Genomic DNA, 18,652 nt, shown 5'->3' with positions numbered 1-18,652 from the left:
CCTGACCCCTGTTTGTATTTGAGATTTCTCAAAAACTGCACTTTGCCCGACCTGACCCCAAGTTTATTCGGCCAGCAGGGCCGCGTAGCGCGCGATATCGACGTTGCCGCCGCTGAGGATGATGCCCACGCGCTGGCCTTGCAATTGTTGCTTCATCGCTCGTGCGGCAGCAAAACCGAGGCAGCCGGTCGGCTCCACCACGATCTTCATGCGCTCGGCAAAGAAGCGCATCGCAGCGCGCAACTCCGCATCGCTGACGGTCAGAATATCGTTCACATCACGCCGGATGATGGGGAAAGTCAGATTGCCCAGATGCTGGGTCTGGGCGCCATCAGCTATCGTCTGCGGCGTATCGATGTGCACGATGCTACCGCTACGGAACGATTGCTGACCATCATTGCCCGCTTCCGGCTCCACCCCGTACAAACGGGTGTGCGGCGACAGCGCGCGCGTCGATAAAGCCGAACCACTGAGCAAGCCGCCACCACCGAGGCAGACGAACAGGCTGTCGAGCGAGCCCACTTCTTCGAACAACTCCTTGGCCGCCGTGCCCTGCCCCGCAATCACGTCGGCATGGTCATAGGGCGGGATCAGCGTCATGCCTTTTTGCTGGGCCAGATTGCGGCCGATTTCTTCGCGGTCTTCCTTATACCGGTCATACAACACCACTTCCGCCCCGTAGCCCCGGGTGGCAGCGACCTTGGCGGCCGGCGCATCGAGCGGCATGACGATGGTGGCCGGGATGCCCATCAAACGGGCCGACAGCGCGATCGCCTGCGCGTGATTGCCGGAAGAAAAAGCCACCACGCCGGCGCGGCGCTGGGCTTCATCGAAACGGGCCAGCGCATTGTAGGCGCCGCGGAATTTGAAAGCGCCCATGCGCTGCAGGTTTTCACATTTGAAAAAAACTTCGGCGCCCAGTTCGGCGTTGGCCGTACGCGAAGTCAGCACGGGCGTGCGGTGGGCATAACCATCGATGCGGGCGGCAGCGGCCTGCACATCGGCGTAAGTCGGCAGTGGGAGCGAGCTCATGTAGTTCCTGTAGAAAGTGTTCTGGCAGTCAGTGTTTCCAGCCGCAAATGATAGCGGTTTTTGGCATTTTCACGACAGTTACATAAAAATAGCACGATCGGTCATTTTATTTGCTACACTCGCCGGACACTAAAATTCACCCTGGAGACTCACAATGAAATGGTTTGCTTTCGCCCTCGCCGCCGCCGTCAGCATTGCCCCTGCTTTTGCCGATGACAGCACACCAGTAGGCCTGTGGAAAAATATCGATGACGTAACGGGCAAGCCTAAAGCCCTGATCCGCATCTCGGAAAACAATGGCGTCCTGCAAGGTAAGATCGAGCAGCTGTTCCGCGCGCCGACCGAAGACCAGAACCCGAAATGCGAAAAGTGCGAAGACGCACGCAAGAACCAACCCATCATCGGCATGGTATTCATGTCCGGTCTGAAAAAGGATGGCGACACCTACACGGGCGGCGAAATTCTTGATCCGGACAACGGCAAAGTCTACAAGAGCAAAATGCACCTGAGCGACAACGGCAAGAAACTCAATGTACGCGGCTACATCGGCGTACCGATGCTGGGCCGTTCGCAAGTCTGGGTACGTCAGGAATAAGCAGGGCTAGCCCATGGACCCGCTGCCCCGCCAGCGGGGCAGTGTTACCATGCAGGGCATGAAAATCCTGCTGAATCTGATCGGCGCCATCGCCGTGGTGCTGGGCGTACTGGGCATCTTCCTGCCCCTGCTGCCCACCACACCCTTCCTGCTGCTGGCCTCGGCCTGCTTTGCGCGCGGCTCGACGCGGCTGCACAACTGGCTCATCACCAATCCCATGTTCGGGCGCTATCTGCGCAACTACGAGCTCGGCTACGGCATCCCCTTGCGCGCCAAAGTCTGGATACTGCTGCTCATGTGGTTATCGCTGGGCTACTCCGCCTATGTGGTACACCGAACGGGCTTGCAGATCATGCTGTTTTGCATAGGCTGCGGCGTCACGCTGTATCTGTGCCGTTACGTCCCCACCATGCGCCTGCCAGTGCCAGAGCAGGACGGCGCGCCACCGCCCTAATCGCCGGCTGATCCGGCAGACTGCTGGCGCGCCTGCTCGCGCAATACTTTGCTGATGTGGCGATCCAGACTGTTGGCAAAATTCTGCCGGTCGCTCTGGCTGAACGCGGCCGGTCCGCCCGTATCCACGCCGCTGCCACGCAGCTCATCCATAAAAGCCCGCATGGTCAGCATCTGTTCGATATTGTGCTCGGTATAAAACTCGCCGCGCGGATTGAGCGCATAGCCGCCCTTCTTCAGCACATCCGCTGCCAGCGGTATATCGCCCGTCACCACCAGATCGCCGCGCGCCAGCAGACGCACAATTTCCCTGTCGGCCACGTCGGCACCGGCCGGCACCTGCACAGCGCGTATGTAGCGCGACGGCGGCACGCGCAGCAGCTGATTGGCCACCAGCGTAAGCGGCACGGCCACACGCTCGGCCACGCGGTACAGAATTTCCTTGATGACGGCAGGACAGGCGTCGGCATCCACCCAGATCTGCATCACAGTTCCCACAGCTCGCCGTTGGGATTGGTGCGCGGCGGGTTCACGCCGAAGTGTTTATAGGCCGCCGCCGTGGCCACGCGGCCGCGCGGCGTACGCTGCAGATAGCCTTGCTGGATCAGATACGGTTCCAGCACATCCTCGATGGTATCGGCCGCCTCGCCTATGGCTGCAGCCAGATTGCCAATGCCGACCGGCCCGCCGCCGAATTTGTACAGCACGGCTTCGAGCAGCTTGCGGTCCATCACATCGAAGCCCACCGTATCGACGTCCAGCATCACCAGCGCCGCATCGGCGATCGCCTTGGTGATATCGCCATTGCCTTTGACTTCCGCATAATCGCGCACGCGACGCAGCAGCCGGTTGGCGATACGCGGCGTACCACGCGCGCGGCGGGCAATTTCATGCGCTCCCTCCTCGTCGATATTCGCCTTGAGCAGCATGGCGCTGCGCTTGACGATCAAGGTCAGCTCCTGCGTGTTGTAGAACTCCAGCCGCGCCACGATGCCGAAGCGGTCGCGCAGCGGATTGGTCAGCATGCCGGCGCGCGTGGTGGCGCCCACCAGCGTGAACGGCTGCAGATCGAGCTTGACGGAGCGGGCCGCCGGCCCCTCGCCTATCATGATGTCGATCTGGTAGTCTTCCAGCGCCGGATACAGAATTTCTTCGACCACGGGCGAAAGACGGTGGATCTCATCGATGAACAACACATCGTTGGCTTCCAGATTGGTCAGCAGCGCCGCCAGATCGCCGGGGCGCTCGAGCACAGGGCCGGAAGTCTGGCGCAGGTTGACGCCCATCTCGCGCGCAATGATGTTGGCCAGCGTAGTCTTGCCCAGACCGGGCGGGCCGAACAGCAACGTATGGTCAAGCGCTTCCTTGCGCTTGCGCGCCGCCGAAATAAAGATTTCCAGCTGATCGCGGATCTTGGCCTGACCGACGTACTCATCGAGCAGCTTGGGCCGCAGCGCGCGCTCGATTGCCTCCTCGTTGGGCGAAGCGGGTGCCGCATCGATGATGCGCTGTTCGGTAAAACTATCGGTCTGGATGCTCATGCAATGTGTGAAAACCTATTCAATCACGGATGGTGGCAGGCTGCTGTACCACGGACTACGCGCACTATGCCCTGCCAGCCATGATACTACGCGCCTCAGCCTTTCGAGAGCGCTTTCAGGGCCTGCTTGATACCGTCCGAAACGGAGGCGCCGGCCGGCACCGTCTTCAATGCCAGCACGGCTTCCTTGTCGGAGTAACCGAGCGCCAGCAGCGCATTCAGAATGTCCGACTGCGCATCCGGCACGGCATGGGCGCCGCCCGCACCAATGTCGGCACCCAGCTTGCCTTTGAGTTCCAGCAGCAGGCGCTCGGCCGTCTTCTTGCCTATGCCCGGCACTTTCACCAGCCGGCCCGATTCCTGCAGCGTCACGGCCTGCGCCAGATCGGCAATCGACATGCCGGACAAAATCGATAGCGCCGTGCGCGCGCCCACACCCGTGATCTTGATCAGTTGACGGAACACGGCACGTTCCTCGGCATTGCCGAAACCGAACAGCAGATGGGCATCTTCGCGGATGGCCTGATGGGTGAACAGCACGACTTTCTCGCCCACCCCGGGCAGGTTGTAGAAGGTGGTCATGGACACATCGACTTCGTAGCCGACGCCGCCGCAATCGACCAGCAACTGGGGCGGATTTTTTTCGAGCAGAATACCGGAGAGACGACCGATCATGTTGCAATGCCTTTAGAGTGAATTCAGCCCACCAGTCGGCCGCGCCGCATGCGCAAGCCGGCCAGCGGGCCTTGAGATACTGTGCCGGCCGCCGTGCCGGCCAGCTTGGCGGCCGCTGAACCTGCGCTCTGACCACGGGACTGGCTCTGACTCTGAATCAGCGTCAGCGTTTCGCGGTTATGCGCATGGCAGATGGCCACGCCGAGCGCATCGGCAGCGTCAGTGCCGGGCAAGCCGGGCAGCGCCAGCAGGCGCGCCACCATGTCCTGCACCTGCGCCTTGACGGCGCGGCCCGTGCCGACCACAGCCTGCTTGACCTGGGTAGGCGAATATTCGGCCACCGTCAGCTCGGCCGAGACCAGCGCACAAATGGCCGCGCCGCGCGCCTGCCCGAGCAGCAGCGTGGATTGGGGATTAACGTTGACAAACACCTGCTCGATGGCCGCGTAGTCGGGCTGATAGGTGCGCGCCACTTCGGCCACACCGTCGAGGATGACTTTCAGGCGGGTCGGCAGATCGCCCTCGCCGCTCTTGATGGTGCCGGAGGCGATGTAGCGCAGCTTGCTACCGCGCTGCTGGATCACGCCAAAGCCGGTGGTGCGCAAGCCGGGGTCTATGCCGAGAATTATCATTCCGCGATTGTAACCGCGAAACTTGAATGCTGTATATAAAAACAGTGTGGCGACCTGAACAGGTCGCCACACTGTAGAGATTAGCGCAAGGCTAGAAGATTAATGACGGAAGTGACGGGTGCCCGTGTACAGCATCACCACGCCGCGCTCGTCGGCAGCGTCGATCACTTCCTGATCGCGCATCGAACCGCCCGGCTGGATCACGCAGCGTGCGCCCGCGTCCACCACCACATCCAGACCGTCGCGGAACGGGAAGAAGGCGTCCGACGCCACCACCGAATTCTCCAGGCTCAGACCAGCGTTCTGCGCCTTGATGGAAGCGATACGGGCCGAATCGATACGGCTCATCTGGCCGGCGCCCACGCCCAGCGTCATGTTGTTAGCGCAGAACACGATGGCATTCGATTTGACATACTTGGCCACGCGCCATGCGAACATCAGATCCTGCAGTTGCTGCTGGGTAGGCTGCAGCTTGGTCACCACTTTCAGGTCCGAGATCAGCACGTTTTTCGCGTCTGCCGACTGCACCAGCAGACCGCCACCCACGCGCTTGAAGTCCATGGCGTTCACGCCCGTGCCCAGCGGGATTTCCAGCAGACGCACGTTCTGCTTGGCCGACAGGATCTGTTTGGCTTCGGCCGTGAACGATGGCGCGATCAGCACTTCGACGAACAGCTTGGCCAGTTCGGTGGCGGCTGCGCCATCCACTTCCACGTTAAAGGCGATAATGCCGCCGAAAGCCGAAGTCGGGTCGGTCTGCAGCGCGCGCTTGTAAGCCTCGACCGCATTGGCACCCAGCGCCACGCCGCATGGATTGGCGTGCTTGACGATCACGCAGGCAGCGCTCTGGTCGAAGCCACCCATGCTCTTCACGCATTCCCATGCTGCATCAGCGTCAGCGATATTGTTGAACGACAGTTCCTTGCCCTGCAACTGGCGGTAGTTGGCCAGCGCGCCGGCAGTCGCCGTCACGTCGCGGTAGAAGGCAGCCGACTGGTGCGGGTTTTCGCCGTAGCGCATGTCCTGCACTTTTTCGAACGCCACATTCAGCGATTGCGGATAGGTGCCGCGTGCCGCGTGGCTGCGGCTCGCATCCAGACTGGTCAGGTAGTTGGCGATCGCACCGTCATATTGTGCCGTGTGCGAATACACCTTGGTAGCCAGACCGAAGCGAGTGTCGTAGCTGACCACGCCATCGTTGGCCTTGATCTCGTCCAGCACCTTGCTGTAGTCGGTCGGGTCGCAGATCACCACCACGTCCTTGTGGTTTTTCGCCGACGAACGCAGCATGGCCGGGCCGCCGATATCGATGTTCTCGATGGCGTCTTCCAGCGTGCAGTCATCCTTGGCCACGGTGGCCTGGAACGGATACAGATTGACCACCACCATATCGATGGTCGGAATGTTGTGCTCAGCCAGTTTGGCCATGTGCTCAGGGAAATCGCGACGGGCCAAAATGCCGCCGTGCACCATAGGGTGCAGGGTTTTCACGCGGCCATCGAGCATCTCCGGGAAGCCCGTGTAGTCGGCTACTTCGGTCACGGCTACGCCGTTGTCGGCCAGCAGTTTGGCCGTGCCGCCGGTCGACAGGATGTTGACACCCATGGCGGACAGGGCGCGCGCGAAGTCGAGCACGCCGGTTTTGTCGGATACGGAGATGAGAGCTTGTTTAATCATGGCTTTTCGGGCTAGTGGCGTCCAGCGTGAGCTGGACTGGTGGTTAAATATTCGATGCGAACTTCGGTTCGATATTCTGGCGGCCGGCCACAGCGGCCGTCCCCAGCCACTGATGCCGGAAACAGCGCGGTTTACAGCAGACCGTGTTCCTGTAATTTCTTGCGCAGGGTATTGCGGTTAATGCCCAGCATCTGCGCAGCATGCGACTGGTTACCATCGGCGCGGTGCATCACCACTTCCAGGATCGGCTTTTCTACCGTCAGCACTACCATGTCGTAGATATTCGAGGCCTGCTGCTCGCCCAGATCGTTGAAGTACTCTTCAAGGCTCTTCTGGACTACTTCCTGGATACTTTCTTTGCTCATTTTGTTTCGTTCGCTGTATTTATTTAACTGTAAAGCGGATGAATCACAAGGGGCTTATGGCCGCGGTGTTCACCGTTCTTATCCGACTTTTTTGACGTCTTTTATAGTGCCGGCTGCCTGTTCAGGCCGCCTCTCGCTCAGCTTCGGACTGAGACGAAGGGCAGTATTGTAACCGCTCGCCGTACTGCGCCTGCGATTCGAAGAACTGGGCCACGGCCTGCAACTGTTCTTCGGTCGATTCCAGCAGGTTCATACGCTGTCGGAACGGTTCGCCGCCGGGCAGTTCGCGCACATACCAGCCGATGTGCTTGCGTGCCGTGCGCACCCCCAGGTATTCACCGTAGAACGCATAGTGGGCGCGCAGGTGCTCGTCCATCAGGTGGCTCACTTCGGTCACCAGCGGCGGCGGCAAATGACTGCCCGTGCGCAGATAGTGGTCGATCTCGCGGAAGATCCACGGGCGGCCCTGCGCGGCGCGTCCGACCATGACCGCATCGGCGCCCGTCACATCGAGCACGTAGCGGGCTTTCTCCGGCGTGGTGATATCGCCGTTGGCCACCACGGGGATAGAAACCGAGCGCTTGACCGCCGCAATGGTGTCATATTCGGCCTCGCCCTTGTAACCGTCGGCGCGGGTACGGCCATGCAGCGTCAGCATGGCGATACCGGCGTCTTCGGCCATCCGGGCGATGGTCAGCGCATTCTTGTTGGCACGGTCCCAGCCCGTGCGGAATTTCAGCGTGACGGGCACGTCGACGGCCGCCACCACGGTTTTCAAGATGGTCTGTACCAGTTCTTCGTGCTGCAGCAGGGCCGAACCGCACCACGCATTGCAGACTTTCTTCACCGGGCAGCCCATGTTGATATCGATGATCTGGGCGCCGCGCTCGACATTGAAGCGCGCGCAATCGGCCAGATCCTGCGGATCGGCACCGGCGATCTGCACGGCTTTCGGCTCCATCTCGCCCGTGTGGTCGGTGCGGCGCGAGCTCTTTTCCGTCGCCCACAGGCGCGGATTCGACGCCGCCATTTCCGATACGGCATAGCCGGCGCCCAGCTGTTTGCACAACTGACGGAACGGACGATCCGTCACACCCGCCATGGGAGCGACGAAAACGTTGTTGCGCAGGATATAAGGACCGATTTGCACTGGAAATAACTGTAGCGAGGGAAGGAACCCTCTATTTTAACCTATCGGCTGCTCAAATAATAAGCACTATTTTTCATACTTGCGCTCGCCAGACCAGTGCAATTGAATGTTGCGGCATGTGGCGGCGTGTTGCGGCACGTAGTGGCGCGCGCCGGCTCCACTCAGATCCGGCAGCACTCAGATGATGTCGTCCAGTGCCGTCGGCGCCAGATGGTCGACATCGCCCCAGTGTTCTAGTTGCAACTGCGTACCGTCCCACACGAAGCGGTTGATGCTGGCATTCTTGACCTGGAAATCACGCGGGCTGTCCAGGCTCATGCCGCGCGCTGCGCGGTAGGCGCATTCCAGCACGCCGCCGTGGGCCACGATGGCGATGGTCTGGCCCGGATGGCGCCGGGCCCAGTCGGCGATACCGCCCAGACAGCGCTGATAGAACTGGCGGAAACTCTCGGCCGGCCGCGTGCCGTCCGGCATCACGGCATCCACTTCGCGCGCCTGCCAGCGGGCGTAATCGTCGGGATATTGCGCGGCGATCTCGCTATACAGCATGCCTTCGAACACGCCGTAGCAGCGCTCGCGCAACCGCGCATCAGTCTGCAGCGCCAGCCCTGGTTGCAGCTCGCTCAGCGCCTGCGCCGTCTGCATGGCGCGCTGCAGGTCGCTGGCCACCAGCACATCCACGCCCTGCTCGAGCAGTGCGCGCGCCAGCGCCGCCGCCTGCCGTTCGCCCTCCTCGTTGAGCGGAATATCGGTATGGCCCTGCAGACGGCGCATGGCGTTCCACGGCGTTTCGCCATGACGGATCAGAAGTATGGTGCTGTTATTCATGTGGCTTCACAAAAAAGCCACGCGCTACGGCGTGGCTGGGACTACAAGCATGCTCTGCCAGCACAGCCCACCGCAGACGGCGCGTAAGCTGGCGGCGTTTCTTATGTGTGCTACTTAGGCCGCGGGCATCGCTTTGGGACGGGTCTGCAGCCAGAAGGTCACAGGGCCGTCATTGGTCAGCGACACCTTCATGTCGGCGCCAAACTGGCCGCACGCGACCTTGGGATGGCGTAGCCGCGCCTGCGCCAGAAAATACTCGAACAAACGCTTGCCATCGGCCGGTGCCGCAGCGGGCGTGAACGAAGGGCGGGTGCCCGAATTGGTGTCGGCTGCCAGCGTGAACTGCGGCACCAGCAGCAGTGCGCCACCCGTATCCGTCACGCTGCGGTTCATCTTGCCCGCCTCGTCGGCAAACACGCGGTAGCCCAGCAGCTTGTTCAGCAAGGCATCGGCCTCCTGCTCGCTGTCGTGGCGTTCAGCGCACACCAGCACCATCAGACCGGCTTCGATGGCGCCGATCGTGGCGCCATCGACCACCACACTGGCGCTGCTGACTCTTTGCAGCAGGCCTATCATGCCGTCAGCGTGACGCGAGCGAACTTGCGCTTGCCCACTTGCAGCACCATGGTGCCGGCTTCGACTTTCAGCGTCTTGTCGCTGATGACGGTGCCATCGATGCGCACGCCGCCCTGCTCTATCATGCGGCCCGCTTCCGACACGGAGGCGCACAGACCGGCCGTTTTCAGCAACTGCTGGATGCCGGATGGTGCGCCCGGCACGGTGATTTCGGCGATATCGTCAGGAATCCCGCCTTTGGAGCGGTTGACGAAATCGTTCAGCGCCTGCTCGGCCGCGTCCTGCGAGTGGAAGCGCGCGACGATTTCCTGCGCCAGCGCCACTTTGGCATCGCGCGGGTTGGCGCCACCTTCCACCGCCGCCTTCAGCGCCGCCAGATCAGCCAGCGAGCGGAACGACAGCAGTTCGTAGTATTTCCACATCATGGTGTCGGAAATACTCATGATCTTGGCGAACATGGTGTTGGGCACTTCGGTAATGCCGATGTAGTTGTTCTTGGACTTGGACATCTTCTCGACGCCGTCCAGACCTTCCAGCAGCGGCATGGTCAGGATGCACTGCGGCTCCTGGCCATAGTCCTTCTGCAGCTCGCGGCCAACGAGCAAGTTAAATTTCTGGTCCGTTCCACCTAGCTCAAGGTCGGCCTTCAAAGCCACCGAATCGTAGCCCTGCATCAGCGGATACAGGAACTCGTGGACCGCAATCGGAGTCCCATTCTTGAAACGCTTGCTAAAATCATCACGTTCCATCATGCGCGCCACCGTGTAGTGCGAAGCCAGCTTGATCAGGCCGCGTGCGCCGAGCGGGTCGCACCACTCGGAGTTGTAGCGGATTTCCGTCTTGGCCGGATCCAGCACCAGCGACGCCTGCTTGAAATAAGTCATGGCGTTTTGCTCGACCTGCTCGCGCGTCAGCGGCGGACGGGTCATATTGCGCCCCGAAGGGTCACCGATCATGGACGTGAAGTCGCCGATAAGGAAGATTACCTGATGTCCCAGATCTTGCAATTGACGCATCTTGTTCAGCACTACCGTATGGCCCAGGTGCAGGTCAGGAGCGGTTGGATCAAGTCCGAGCTTGATGCGCAGCGGCACACCGGATTTTTCCGAGCGGGCCAGCTTCTGGGCGAACTCGCTTTCAATAAGCAACTCGTCAACACCGCGTTTCGTGATGGCGAGCGCCTCCAGTACACGGTCTGTCAGGGGCAGGTTCTCATTCGCGGACGGCGCTGTCGATGCAGTAGTAGTCATAATTTTAGGGCGGTATTTTTCAGAAATGGGTGAGTAGCGGATAGAATTTGATATAATCCTCGATCGATCAATATTGCCGTACGAAAACGAACTTAGACCACAAGAAGAAGAAATAAAAACCCTATCGAATAGTTCAAGCGGCAAATTTTAACTGATTGCATGAACCAAATACATAAAATCACAAGCTCACGCTTGTTCAGTCTGCTAGGTTCGACGCGCAAAGCGCGCATTATCAGCGCGTCTGCATTGTTTCTTGCAGTATGTGCTTTTGGTGCTGCCGGCGTTGCCCCACTGGCGCCTGATGCATCGGATCTGCCCGTGAAGTCGGTTCAGGAAGACGTCGTCGCACCTGATCTGGGCGCCCAGATCGCTGCCATCGAACAAAAGTCCGCTACCGAACAATTCGTCCACGAAGAAAAAATCCGCGCCGGCGACACGCTGGCCACCCTGCTCACCCGTCTGGGCGTGGATGATGAAGCGGCCGAAACCTTCATCAAGAAAGACAGCGTCGCCAAAGGCGTGATGCAGCTCAAGGCTGGCAAACGCGTGCAGGCACAGACCGACGAAGACGGCAATCTGCAATGGCTGCGCGCCGTCGTGGTGGATGGCAAGGACATCCCCGTCAAGAACATCCGCATCTCCCGCAAAGGCAATGCTTTCGTGGCGCAGGAAGAAGCTGCCAAGCTGGAACGCCGCGTGGAAATGCATGCGCGTACCATCAGTTCCACCCTGTACGCAGCTACCGACTCCAGCGAAGACGGCGCCAAACTGCCCGACAGCATCGTCAAACAGATCGTCGAAATGTTCTCGACCAGCATAGACTTCCGTGGCGACCTGAAAAAGGGCGACCATTTCAACGTGGTCTATGAAACCTTCTGGCAGGATGGCGAATTTGTGCGTGCCGGCCGCGTGCTGGCCGGCGAATTCACCAACAAGGGCACCACCTACCAGTCGGTCTGGTTCGAAGATCCGCAAAGCAAACAGGGCGGCGGCTACTACAGCTTCGACGGTAAGTCGCTGAAAAAAGCCTTCCTCAAATCGCCCGTCGAGTTCTCGCGGATTTCGTCCGGCTTCGCCATGCGCGTGCACCCGATTTCAGGCCAGTGGAAAGCCCACAAAGGCATAGACTTCCCGGCCGCGACCGGCACCCCTATCCGCGCCGCCGGTGATGGCGTGATCGATTTCGCCGGCACCCAGAACGGCTACGGCAACTTCGTCATCATCAAGCACTGGGCCAACTACACCACGGCCTACGCCCACATGAGCCGCTTCGCCAATGGCATCAAGAAGGGCAGCAAAGTCAGCCAGGGCGACGTGATCGGCTATGTCGGCACTACCGGCTGGTCCACCGGCGCCCACCTGCACTACGAATTCCGCGTCGGCGGCGATGCGCGCGACCCGAACACCATGAACGTGCAGCAGCAGGCGCCGCTGACGGCAGCCGAAATGAGCCGCTTCAAGAGCTACGCTTCCGACATGGCGCACCGCTTCGCGCTGCTGCAGCCGGGCGGCTCGCGCGGCACCCGCGTGGCAGCCAAATAAGCTAGCCCAATAAGCCAGCCACGTCCGCCCGCTGCGCAGGCTAATTCGCAGCCACAGCAAAACACAGGTCGCCACGGCGGCCTGTTTTTTTTTATACTCATGCCTAGCCGTAGCATCCGGCCGCGCCTCCCCTTCTCACCCGCAACAGAAAGCAGACGCCACATGAGTTTATTTATCGGCCTGATGTCAGGCACCAGCATGGATGGCGTGGACGCCGCACTGGCCCGCATCGATGCGGATGGCATCGCCACGCTGGGCGCCGCCTTCCTGGCTTTCCCGCCCGCGCTGCGCACGGAGCTGATGGCCCTGCAAGCTGCGGGCAGCAATGAAATCGAACGCGAAGCGCTGGCCGCCAACGGACTGGCCCGAGTGTACGCCGACTGCGTGACCCTGCTGCTGGAACAGAGCGGGCAGCGCCACGACGCCATCTGCGCCGTTGCCGTACACGGCCAGACCATCCGCCACCGTCCCGAGCTGGGCTTTACACGCCAGACCAACAACCCGGCCCTGCTGGCCGAACTGTGCGGCATCAACGTAATCGCCGACTTCCGCAGCCGCGACGTGGCCGCCGGGGGGCAGGGTGCACCGCTGGTGCCAGCTTTCCACCACGCGCTGTTCAGCCATCCGGCGCAGACCCGTGTGGTGGCCAATATCGGCGGCATTGCCAACATCAGCATCCTGCCCGGTGCGGGTGCGGATGCGGGCGCAGGCACCCGCGTGCGCGGCTTCGACACGGGCCCCGGCAACGCCCTGCTCGACGGCTGGATACAGCGCCATCTGGGCCGCGAATATGATCAGGACGGCGCCTGGGGCGCCACTGGCCAGCTAGTGCCGGCACTACTGGAAAGTCTGCTGCGCGAACCTTATTTCGCCCTGCCCGCACCGAAAAGCACGGGGCGCGACCTGTTCCATATGAACTGGCTGGAGCAACATCTGTCGGCCTGCCCTGCAGCCGCCAGCGCCAGCCCGGCCGACATCCAGCACACGCTGGCGGCGCTGACAGCGCACACGCTGGCGCAAGCCATCCGCAGCGATGCTGACGGTGCCAATGCCAGCGCCGTGTATGTCTGTGGTGGCGGCGCCTACAACGCCCTGCTGATGCAGCAACTGGCAGTCGAACTGGGGCCGCACACCAGCGTGCAATCGACGGCAGCGCTGGGCGTCGCACCCAACCACGTAGAAGCGCTGGCGTTTGCATGGCTGGGCCAGCGCTACACGGCACGGCTGGCCGGCAACCTGCCCGCCGTCACGGGCGCCCACGGCGAACGCATCCTCGGCGCGCTCTACCCCGCCTAAACAACGGGGTCAGGTCGGGCAAAGTGTCGGGGTCAGGTCGGGCAATGTGACAAGCTCTACAATACGAATGCCGAATCTGTCCCTTTGCCCGACCTGACCCCTGCACTTTGCCCGACCTGACCCCGAATTAGGAAATAAAAAAACGGCGGCGCAACCGGAGTTGCCCGCCGTTTTGTAGCTGCCGGTGATAACCGGCGCGCGGTCCTTAGACCGAGAACGAGGAACCGCAGCCGCAAGTCGAGCTCGCAGTTGGGTTCTTGATCACGAATTGCGCACCTTCCAGATCGTCTTTGTAGTCGATCTCGGCGCCCACCAGATACTGGTAGCTCATCGAGTCGATCAGCAACTGAACGCCGTTTTTCACCATGGTGGTGTCGTCTTCGTTGACGATTTCATCGAAGGTGAAACCGTACTGGAAGCCGGAACAGCCGCCACCCTGTACGAATACGCGCAGTTTCAAATCCGGATTGCCCTCTTCCTCGATCAGTTGAGCGACTTTTTCAGCCGCGCTATCGGTGAAGATAATTGGTGCTGGCATTACATCTTGTGCGTCGGCGACAGCGTTCATTTCAGACTCCTAGGTAGAACAATTTGATCCATTATAGACCTTTGGCGAAAATCATGCATTTGGAAGCATCATTTTCCACCCGCCTGCCACAGGGGGCAGACCGGTGCTCATGCCTCTTATCCCCTAGTGTGAACATGGTTTTTCACACTGCGTCGTGCCCTGCAGCCGCACCCCGCACAAACGACACTTTTACAAGCAAAGTGTCGCCGATTGCGCAACCTTTTATTATGGCAGCAGCGCGATCTGGGTCAGGCCCGTGTTTTCTGCCAGACCGAACATCAGATTCATACACTGCACTGCCTGACCGGATGCGCCTTTGACCAGATTATCCTGCACCACCAGCACGATTACGGTGCGGCCATTGCCCGGACGGTGCAGCGCCAGACGCAACATATTCGAGCCACGGGTGGAGCGGGTTTCCGGATGCGAACCGAACGGCATCACATCGACAAACGCCGAATCCTTGTACTGCTCTTCGAACAGCGCCTGCAGTTCCTCATTGCTGATGTCGCGCGTCAGGCGGCCGTACAGCGTCGAGTGCATGCCGCGTATCATAGGCACCAGATGCGGAGTGAACACCAGTTCCACCGGCGCGCTGGTGAATTTCTGCAGTTGCGCCACGGTTTCCGGCGTGTGGCGGTGACCGGCCACGCCATAGGCTTTGAAGTTGTCGCTGGATTCCGAGAACAGCGTACCAATTTCCGCTTTGCGACCCGCACCGGAGACGCCCGATTTGCAGTCGGCAATCAGGCCGGCAGCATCGATCACGCCGGCTTTGAGCAGCGGGTAGTAGCCGAGTTGCATGGTGGTCGGGTAGCACCCCGGATTGGCCACCAGACGGGCTTTGCTGATCGCGTCGCGGTTCAGTTCGGCCAGGCCATAGGCCGCTTCTTCCAGCAGTCCCGGGCAGGTGTGCTCGATCTTGTACCACTGCTCGAACACGGCGCGATCCTTGATACGGAAGTCGGCCGCCAGATCGATCACTTTCACGCCGGCGGCCAGCAGTTCCGGCGCCTGCGCCATGGCCACGCCATGCGGGGTGGCAAAGAACACTACGTCGCACTGACGCAGATCCGCTTTGTCGGGCGAGGAAAACGCCAGATGCACGCGGCCGCGCAGCGACGGGAACATGTCGGCCACGGGCAAACCGTCTTCCTTGCGCGACGTAATCGCTGTCAGCTCTACATCAGGATGAACGGCCAGCAGTCGCAGCAATTCCACGCCGGTATAACCGGTGCCGCCAACAATGCCCACTTTGATCATGTTGTTTGTCCCTTACAAAAGAAAAATGGCGCGTCATGCGCGCATGACCCGCCATTTTATCAGGTAGCGGCGCCACGCGCCGCGCCTCACATCAGTTTAGCGACGTGCGCGGCGCACCAGGCCCAGCAGGCCCAGACCCGCCAGCAGCATGCCGTAGGTAGCAGGCTCCGGCACCGGCGTCGGGGCGTTGGCCCAGGATTGCGAAACGATATTCAGATAGCCGTAGGCCGTCGCGCCCGTCGCCGTGTCAAACGCGCCGCGCATGGTCTCGTGCAGGCTGCCCGTGCTGGTCTCCAGGTTGTAGGACAGCGGAATGAACCGGCCGCCCACAAACACCGCCCCCGTTACCGAGACATTGGCGTGCCCCCAGCCGCCATTCATCGTCATGACACTGGCAATCAGGGGTATGGAGAATTCGGTGTAACCATTGCTGGCAATAAAAGTGATCTTGGTGCTGGCGCTGCTGTAGACCAGTCCCTGGTCCGCCCACGATTCGGCCGAGTTCGTTACATTGGACGAAACTGCCAGCGCATTGTTACTACCAACCGGCAAATAAGTGCTCAGGGAATCCGCGCTGCTGCCCTTCAGTTCTACCGGCACCGCGTTCAGATTGGCGAAGTAACGCACCGTCGTGTCGCTCTGGAGCGAAGTGAAACTGAAGGTCGGGTAGTTGTTGTAGTCGGTCGAATTGAGGGGAGTTTGCGACCAGTGGGTATAGCCGTCGATCCCGGCAGTTGCCGACGATTGGGCCTGGGCGGGCACGACCACAACGGTGGCGGCCAGCAGAACAGCAGACAAGAAGCGTTTCATGGACGTATTTTCGAATGGGGAAAGTTTCAATTATGACAGCCAATTAAAGCTTTAACAACCCCAGAAAACACAACAGCCGCCAGACCCAAGGGCGTGGCGGCTGCCGCAGGGAAGACACGGTGCAGAGACCGTGTCGACCAAAAGCGATTAACGCTTCGAGAATTGTTTTGCGCGACGTGCTTTGCGCAGACCAACTTTTTTACGTTCAACTTCACGTGCATCGCGGGTTACGAAGCCAGCGCGTGCCAGGTCACCTTTCAGGCCCGAATCGTAGTCGATCAGAGCGCGGGTGATACCGTGACGAACTGCACCTGCTTGACCCGACTCACCGCCGCCGTGTACGTTGACTTTGATGTCGAAACGTTCAACGTTGCCGGTCAGTTCCAGCGGTTGACGGATTACCATCAGGCCGGTTTCACGGGAGAAGTATTCAGCAGCTGGTTTGCCGTTGACGATGATTTGGCCAGTGCCAACTTTGATGAACACACGAGCTACTGCACTCTTGCGACGGCCGGTGCCGTAATTGTAGTTACCGATCATGTCAGTTCCTTAGATTTCGAGTGCTTTAGGTTGCTGAGCAGCGTGTGGGTGAGTACCCTCAGCGTACACTTTCAGCTTCTTGATCATTGCGTAGCCCAGTGGGCCTTTAGGCAGCATGCCCTTAACGGCCTTCTCCAGAGCACGACCTGGGAAACGCTGTTGCATTTTCAGGAAGTTGGTCTCGTAGATGCCACCTGGGTAGCCCGAGTGACGGTAGTAGGTCTTCTCGGTTGCTTTGGTGCCGGTCACGCGCAGTTTGCCTGCGTTCACGATGACGATGTAGTCACCGGTGTCGACGTGAGGAGTAAATTCTGGCTTGTGTTTGCCGCGCAGTCGGAGTGCCACTTCGCTGGCAACACGTCCGAGGACTTTGTCCGTCGCGTCAATCACGAACCAATCGCGCTGGACTTCATGGCCCTTGGCGGAAAAAGTTTTCATGTTGACTTCCTAATTAATTGAAACACGCTCAAATGGTGGTTCCGCCACAGCTTCAGCGGACTCGGCCTTCTTATTTACTTTCCTGAGCGAATGGAAAGCCGACAAGTATAAACGCCAAATCCGTCGCAAGTCAAGGCTGGATGCGCTTTCCCGGCCCGTAGGCCGGCATTTTTCTGCGCTGGACCGCAGTTCCGCCCCGATTACGGGGCGGCGGCCTGCCAGCCCTGCGCCAGTCCATTACAATACGGCCAACCTTTACACGCGGAGAGCACGATGGAATGCAAAGTTAGCTGGAATGGCCCGACGGGCATGAGTTTTTTGGCACAGACGGGTTCCGGCCATCTGGTCAACATGGATGGCGCACCGGAAGGCGGCGGCCACAATCTGGCCCCTCGCCCTATGGAAATGGTGCTGCTCGGCACGGGCGGCTGCTCGGCCTATGACGTGGTGCTGATCCTGAAAAAAGGCCGCGCCGATGTCCGCGGCTGCGAGTGCACGCTGAAAGCCGAACGCGCCGAGACGGAACCGAAGGTCTTCACCAGCATCCATTTCCACTTCACCGTGACGGGCAAAGACTTGAAACCGGAAGCGGTGGAACGTGCCGTCAAGCTGTCGCACGAAAAATATTGCTCGGCTTCCATCATGCTGGCGAAAACCGCCAACATCACCCACTCCTTCGAGATTGTCGAAGCTTGATCTGGATGCCGTTTTAGGCGGCTGCGCCTAGCTGTAATCTTAGATGTAATAAGCGGTGCTGGTCATCACCTTGCCCATCACCGCCATCACGGCCTGCACCGGTGCTGGCGTATTGATTGCGCCCAGCGCCTGTGCGGCGGCACCGTGCTCGATTTCATCGATGCGCATCTGGTCGACAATCGCGCGCGAGCGGCCATCCTGCTCGGGCAGTTTTTGCAGATGGCTTTCCAGATGGGCTTCGACTTGACGTTCCGTTTCCACCACAAAGCCCAGACTGGCGCCGTCGCCGATCACGGCTGCCACCGTGCCCAGCGCATACGCGCCTGCATAGAACAGCGGATTGAGCACGCTGATATGCGAGCCCAGCTCTTCCAGCCGCTGGGCCGTCCAGGCCAGATGGTCTTCTTCCTCGCGGCCGGCCTGCTCGAACTGGGCGCGGATTTCCTCGGTCTTGGCAAAGCGGCCCTGCGAGTTGTACAGCGCTTGCGCGCACACCTCGCCCACATGGTTGACCCGCATCAGACCGGCACTATGGCGGCGCTCGGCGTCGCTCATTTGCGCGTCAGGAATGTGCAGGGCCGGCGTCGGACGCGAAGCCGAGGCCACACCCGTGATCACACGCAAAGCCTTGTCGGCGCCAGAGATGAAACGATCCAGTGGGGTGTGCTTGTAAGCCATGGCGAACTCGAGAATATGGAAGCGCATATTATACGGCGCAGCCGCTGA

The 18,652-nt window shown here is 60.4% G+C and carries 22 protein-coding genes; 5 read left to right on the top strand and 17 right to left on the bottom strand.

What is annotated here, in order from left to right; translation table 11 throughout:
• Window positions 1-63: 63 nt before the first annotated feature.
• Window positions 64-1,032: a threo-3-hydroxy-L-aspartate ammonia-lyase gene (locus GM655_RS08530; protein WP_155434259.1), complete on the bottom strand. Its 969-nt coding sequence runs from the start codon at window positions 1,030-1,032 to the stop codon at window positions 64-66.
• Window positions 1,033-1,186: 154 nt separating this feature from the next.
• Between GM655_RS08530 and GM655_RS08525 the strand changes: the two genes are divergently transcribed.
• Both GM655_RS08525 and GM655_RS08520 read left to right on the top strand, forming a co-directional pair.
• Window positions 1,187-1,627, top strand: a complete 441-nt coding sequence (locus tag GM655_RS08525; RefSeq protein WP_155434258.1) for a DUF2147 domain-containing protein — start codon at window positions 1,187-1,189, stop codon at window positions 1,625-1,627.
• A 13-nt stretch (window positions 1,628-1,640) separates the two neighbouring features.
• Window positions 1,641-2,081: a YbaN family protein gene (locus tag GM655_RS08520; protein WP_308807405.1), complete on the top strand. Its 441-nt coding sequence runs from the start codon at window positions 1,641-1,643 to the stop codon at window positions 2,079-2,081.
• On the opposite strand, the gene GM655_RS08515 is transcribed toward GM655_RS08520, so the two are convergent.
• The 10 genes from GM655_RS08515 to tyrS form a co-directional block, all read right to left on the bottom strand.
• Window positions 2,078-2,566 carry a YaiI/YqxD family protein gene (locus GM655_RS08515; protein ID WP_155434257.1) on the bottom strand — a complete coding sequence of 163 codons (489 nt, stop codon included), beginning with the start codon at window positions 2,564-2,566 and terminating at the stop codon, window positions 2,078-2,080. The two genes, GM655_RS08520 and GM655_RS08515, sit on opposite strands and share 4 nt — an antisense overlap.
• Window positions 2,566-3,621: a Holliday junction branch migration DNA helicase RuvB gene (ruvB, locus tag GM655_RS08510; protein WP_155434256.1), complete on the bottom strand. Its 1,056-nt coding sequence runs from the start codon at window positions 3,619-3,621 to the stop codon at window positions 2,566-2,568. The genes GM655_RS08515 and ruvB overlap by 1 nt, the downstream gene beginning before the upstream one ends.
• 95 nt (window positions 3,622-3,716) lie before the next feature.
• Window positions 3,717-4,295 (bottom strand): Holliday junction branch migration protein RuvA, encoded by a 579-nt coding sequence (ruvA, locus tag GM655_RS08505; protein WP_155434255.1) that lies wholly within the window; start codon window positions 4,293-4,295, stop codon window positions 3,717-3,719.
• Between the two features lie 23 nt (window positions 4,296-4,318).
• On the bottom strand, window positions 4,319-4,927 hold the full coding sequence (gene ruvC, locus GM655_RS08500; RefSeq protein WP_155434254.1) for a crossover junction endodeoxyribonuclease RuvC: 609 nt from the start codon (window positions 4,925-4,927) through the stop codon (window positions 4,319-4,321).
• 99 nt (window positions 4,928-5,026) lie between these two features.
• Window positions 5,027-6,604: a bifunctional phosphoribosylaminoimidazolecarboxamide formyltransferase/IMP cyclohydrolase gene (purH, locus tag GM655_RS08495; protein ID WP_155434253.1), complete on the bottom strand. Its 1,578-nt coding sequence runs from the start codon at window positions 6,602-6,604 to the stop codon at window positions 5,027-5,029.
• A 131-nt stretch (window positions 6,605-6,735) separates the two neighbouring features.
• Complete coding sequence (locus tag GM655_RS08490; RefSeq protein WP_155434252.1) at window positions 6,736-6,969, bottom strand: helix-turn-helix domain-containing protein; 234 nt, start codon at window positions 6,967-6,969, stop codon at window positions 6,736-6,738.
• A gap of 121 nt (window positions 6,970-7,090) precedes the next feature.
• The gene (gene dusB / locus GM655_RS08485; RefSeq protein ID WP_371866754.1) at window positions 7,091-8,119 is read right to left on the bottom strand and encodes a tRNA dihydrouridine synthase DusB; all 1,029 of its coding nucleotides are present in this window, start codon (window positions 8,117-8,119) and stop codon (window positions 7,091-7,093) included.
• 177 nt (window positions 8,120-8,296) lie between these two features.
• Window positions 8,297-8,947, bottom strand: a complete 651-nt coding sequence (locus GM655_RS08480) for a histidine phosphatase family protein (RefSeq protein ID WP_155434251.1) — start codon at window positions 8,945-8,947, stop codon at window positions 8,297-8,299.
• Between the two features lie 114 nt (window positions 8,948-9,061).
• Complete coding sequence (gene dtd, locus GM655_RS08475) at window positions 9,062-9,523, bottom strand: D-aminoacyl-tRNA deacylase (protein WP_155434250.1); 462 nt, start codon at window positions 9,521-9,523, stop codon at window positions 9,062-9,064.
• On the bottom strand, window positions 9,520-10,773 hold the full coding sequence (gene tyrS, locus GM655_RS08470; protein ID WP_155434249.1) for a tyrosine--tRNA ligase: 1,254 nt from the start codon (window positions 10,771-10,773) through the stop codon (window positions 9,520-9,522). Before tyrS ends, dtd begins: the two co-directional genes overlap by 4 nt.
• Window positions 10,774-10,932: 159 nt before the next feature.
• Between tyrS and GM655_RS08465 the strand changes: the two genes are divergently transcribed.
• Together GM655_RS08465 and GM655_RS08460 are read left to right on the top strand one after the other, a co-directional pair.
• Window positions 10,933-12,315 (top strand): M23 family metallopeptidase, encoded by a 1,383-nt coding sequence (locus tag GM655_RS08465; RefSeq protein ID WP_155434248.1) that lies wholly within the window; start codon window positions 10,933-10,935, stop codon window positions 12,313-12,315.
• A 99-nt stretch (window positions 12,316-12,414) separates the two neighbouring features.
• Window positions 12,415-13,611 (top strand): anhydro-N-acetylmuramic acid kinase, encoded by a 1,197-nt coding sequence (locus GM655_RS08460; RefSeq protein WP_371866753.1) that lies wholly within the window; start codon window positions 12,415-12,417, stop codon window positions 13,609-13,611.
• Window positions 13,612-13,816: 205 nt separating this feature from the next.
• On the opposite strand, the gene erpA is transcribed toward GM655_RS08460, so the two are convergent.
• From erpA to rplM, 5 genes are all read right to left on the bottom strand, one after another.
• Window positions 13,817-14,179 carry an iron-sulfur cluster insertion protein ErpA gene (gene erpA, locus GM655_RS08455; RefSeq protein ID WP_155434246.1) on the bottom strand — a complete coding sequence of 121 codons (363 nt, stop codon included), beginning with the start codon at window positions 14,177-14,179 and terminating at the stop codon, window positions 13,817-13,819.
• Window positions 14,180-14,404: 225 nt separating this feature from the next.
• The gene (gene argC / locus GM655_RS08450; RefSeq protein ID WP_155434245.1) at window positions 14,405-15,442 is read right to left on the bottom strand and encodes an N-acetyl-gamma-glutamyl-phosphate reductase; all 1,038 of its coding nucleotides are present in this window, start codon (window positions 15,440-15,442) and stop codon (window positions 14,405-14,407) included.
• A 96-nt stretch (window positions 15,443-15,538) separates the two neighbouring features.
• Complete coding sequence (locus GM655_RS22940; protein ID WP_229632475.1) at window positions 15,539-16,252, bottom strand: PEP-CTERM sorting domain-containing protein; 714 nt, start codon at window positions 16,250-16,252, stop codon at window positions 15,539-15,541.
• Window positions 16,253-16,399: 147 nt separating this feature from the next.
• On the bottom strand, window positions 16,400-16,792 hold the full coding sequence (gene rpsI / locus GM655_RS08440; protein WP_154382826.1) for a 30S ribosomal protein S9: 393 nt from the start codon (window positions 16,790-16,792) through the stop codon (window positions 16,400-16,402).
• A gap of 9 nt (window positions 16,793-16,801) precedes the next feature.
• Window positions 16,802-17,230: a 50S ribosomal protein L13 gene (rplM, locus tag GM655_RS08435; RefSeq protein WP_155434244.1), complete on the bottom strand. Its 429-nt coding sequence runs from the start codon at window positions 17,228-17,230 to the stop codon at window positions 16,802-16,804.
• Between the two features lie 273 nt (window positions 17,231-17,503).
• Between rplM and GM655_RS08430 the strand changes: the two genes are divergently transcribed.
• The gene (locus GM655_RS08430) at window positions 17,504-17,926 is read left to right on the top strand and encodes an OsmC family protein (RefSeq protein ID WP_155434243.1); all 423 of its coding nucleotides are present in this window, start codon (window positions 17,504-17,506) and stop codon (window positions 17,924-17,926) included.
• A 39-nt stretch (window positions 17,927-17,965) separates the two neighbouring features.
• On the opposite strand, the gene coq7 is transcribed toward GM655_RS08430, so the two are convergent.
• Window positions 17,966-18,604, bottom strand: coding sequence for a 2-polyprenyl-3-methyl-6-methoxy-1,4-benzoquinone monooxygenase (gene coq7 / locus GM655_RS08425; RefSeq protein WP_155434242.1), 639 nt, complete (start codon window positions 18,602-18,604; stop codon window positions 17,966-17,968).
• Window positions 18,605-18,652 lie beyond the last annotated feature (48 nt).

This window comes from Pseudoduganella danionis (assembly GCF_009720775.1).
In the GTDB taxonomy this organism is placed as follows: domain Bacteria; phylum Pseudomonadota; class Gammaproteobacteria; order Burkholderiales; family Burkholderiaceae_D; genus Rugamonas; species Rugamonas danionis.
The sequence above is the reverse complement of the archived record's forward strand: the minus strand, read 5'-3'. Positions and strand labels throughout refer to the sequence as shown.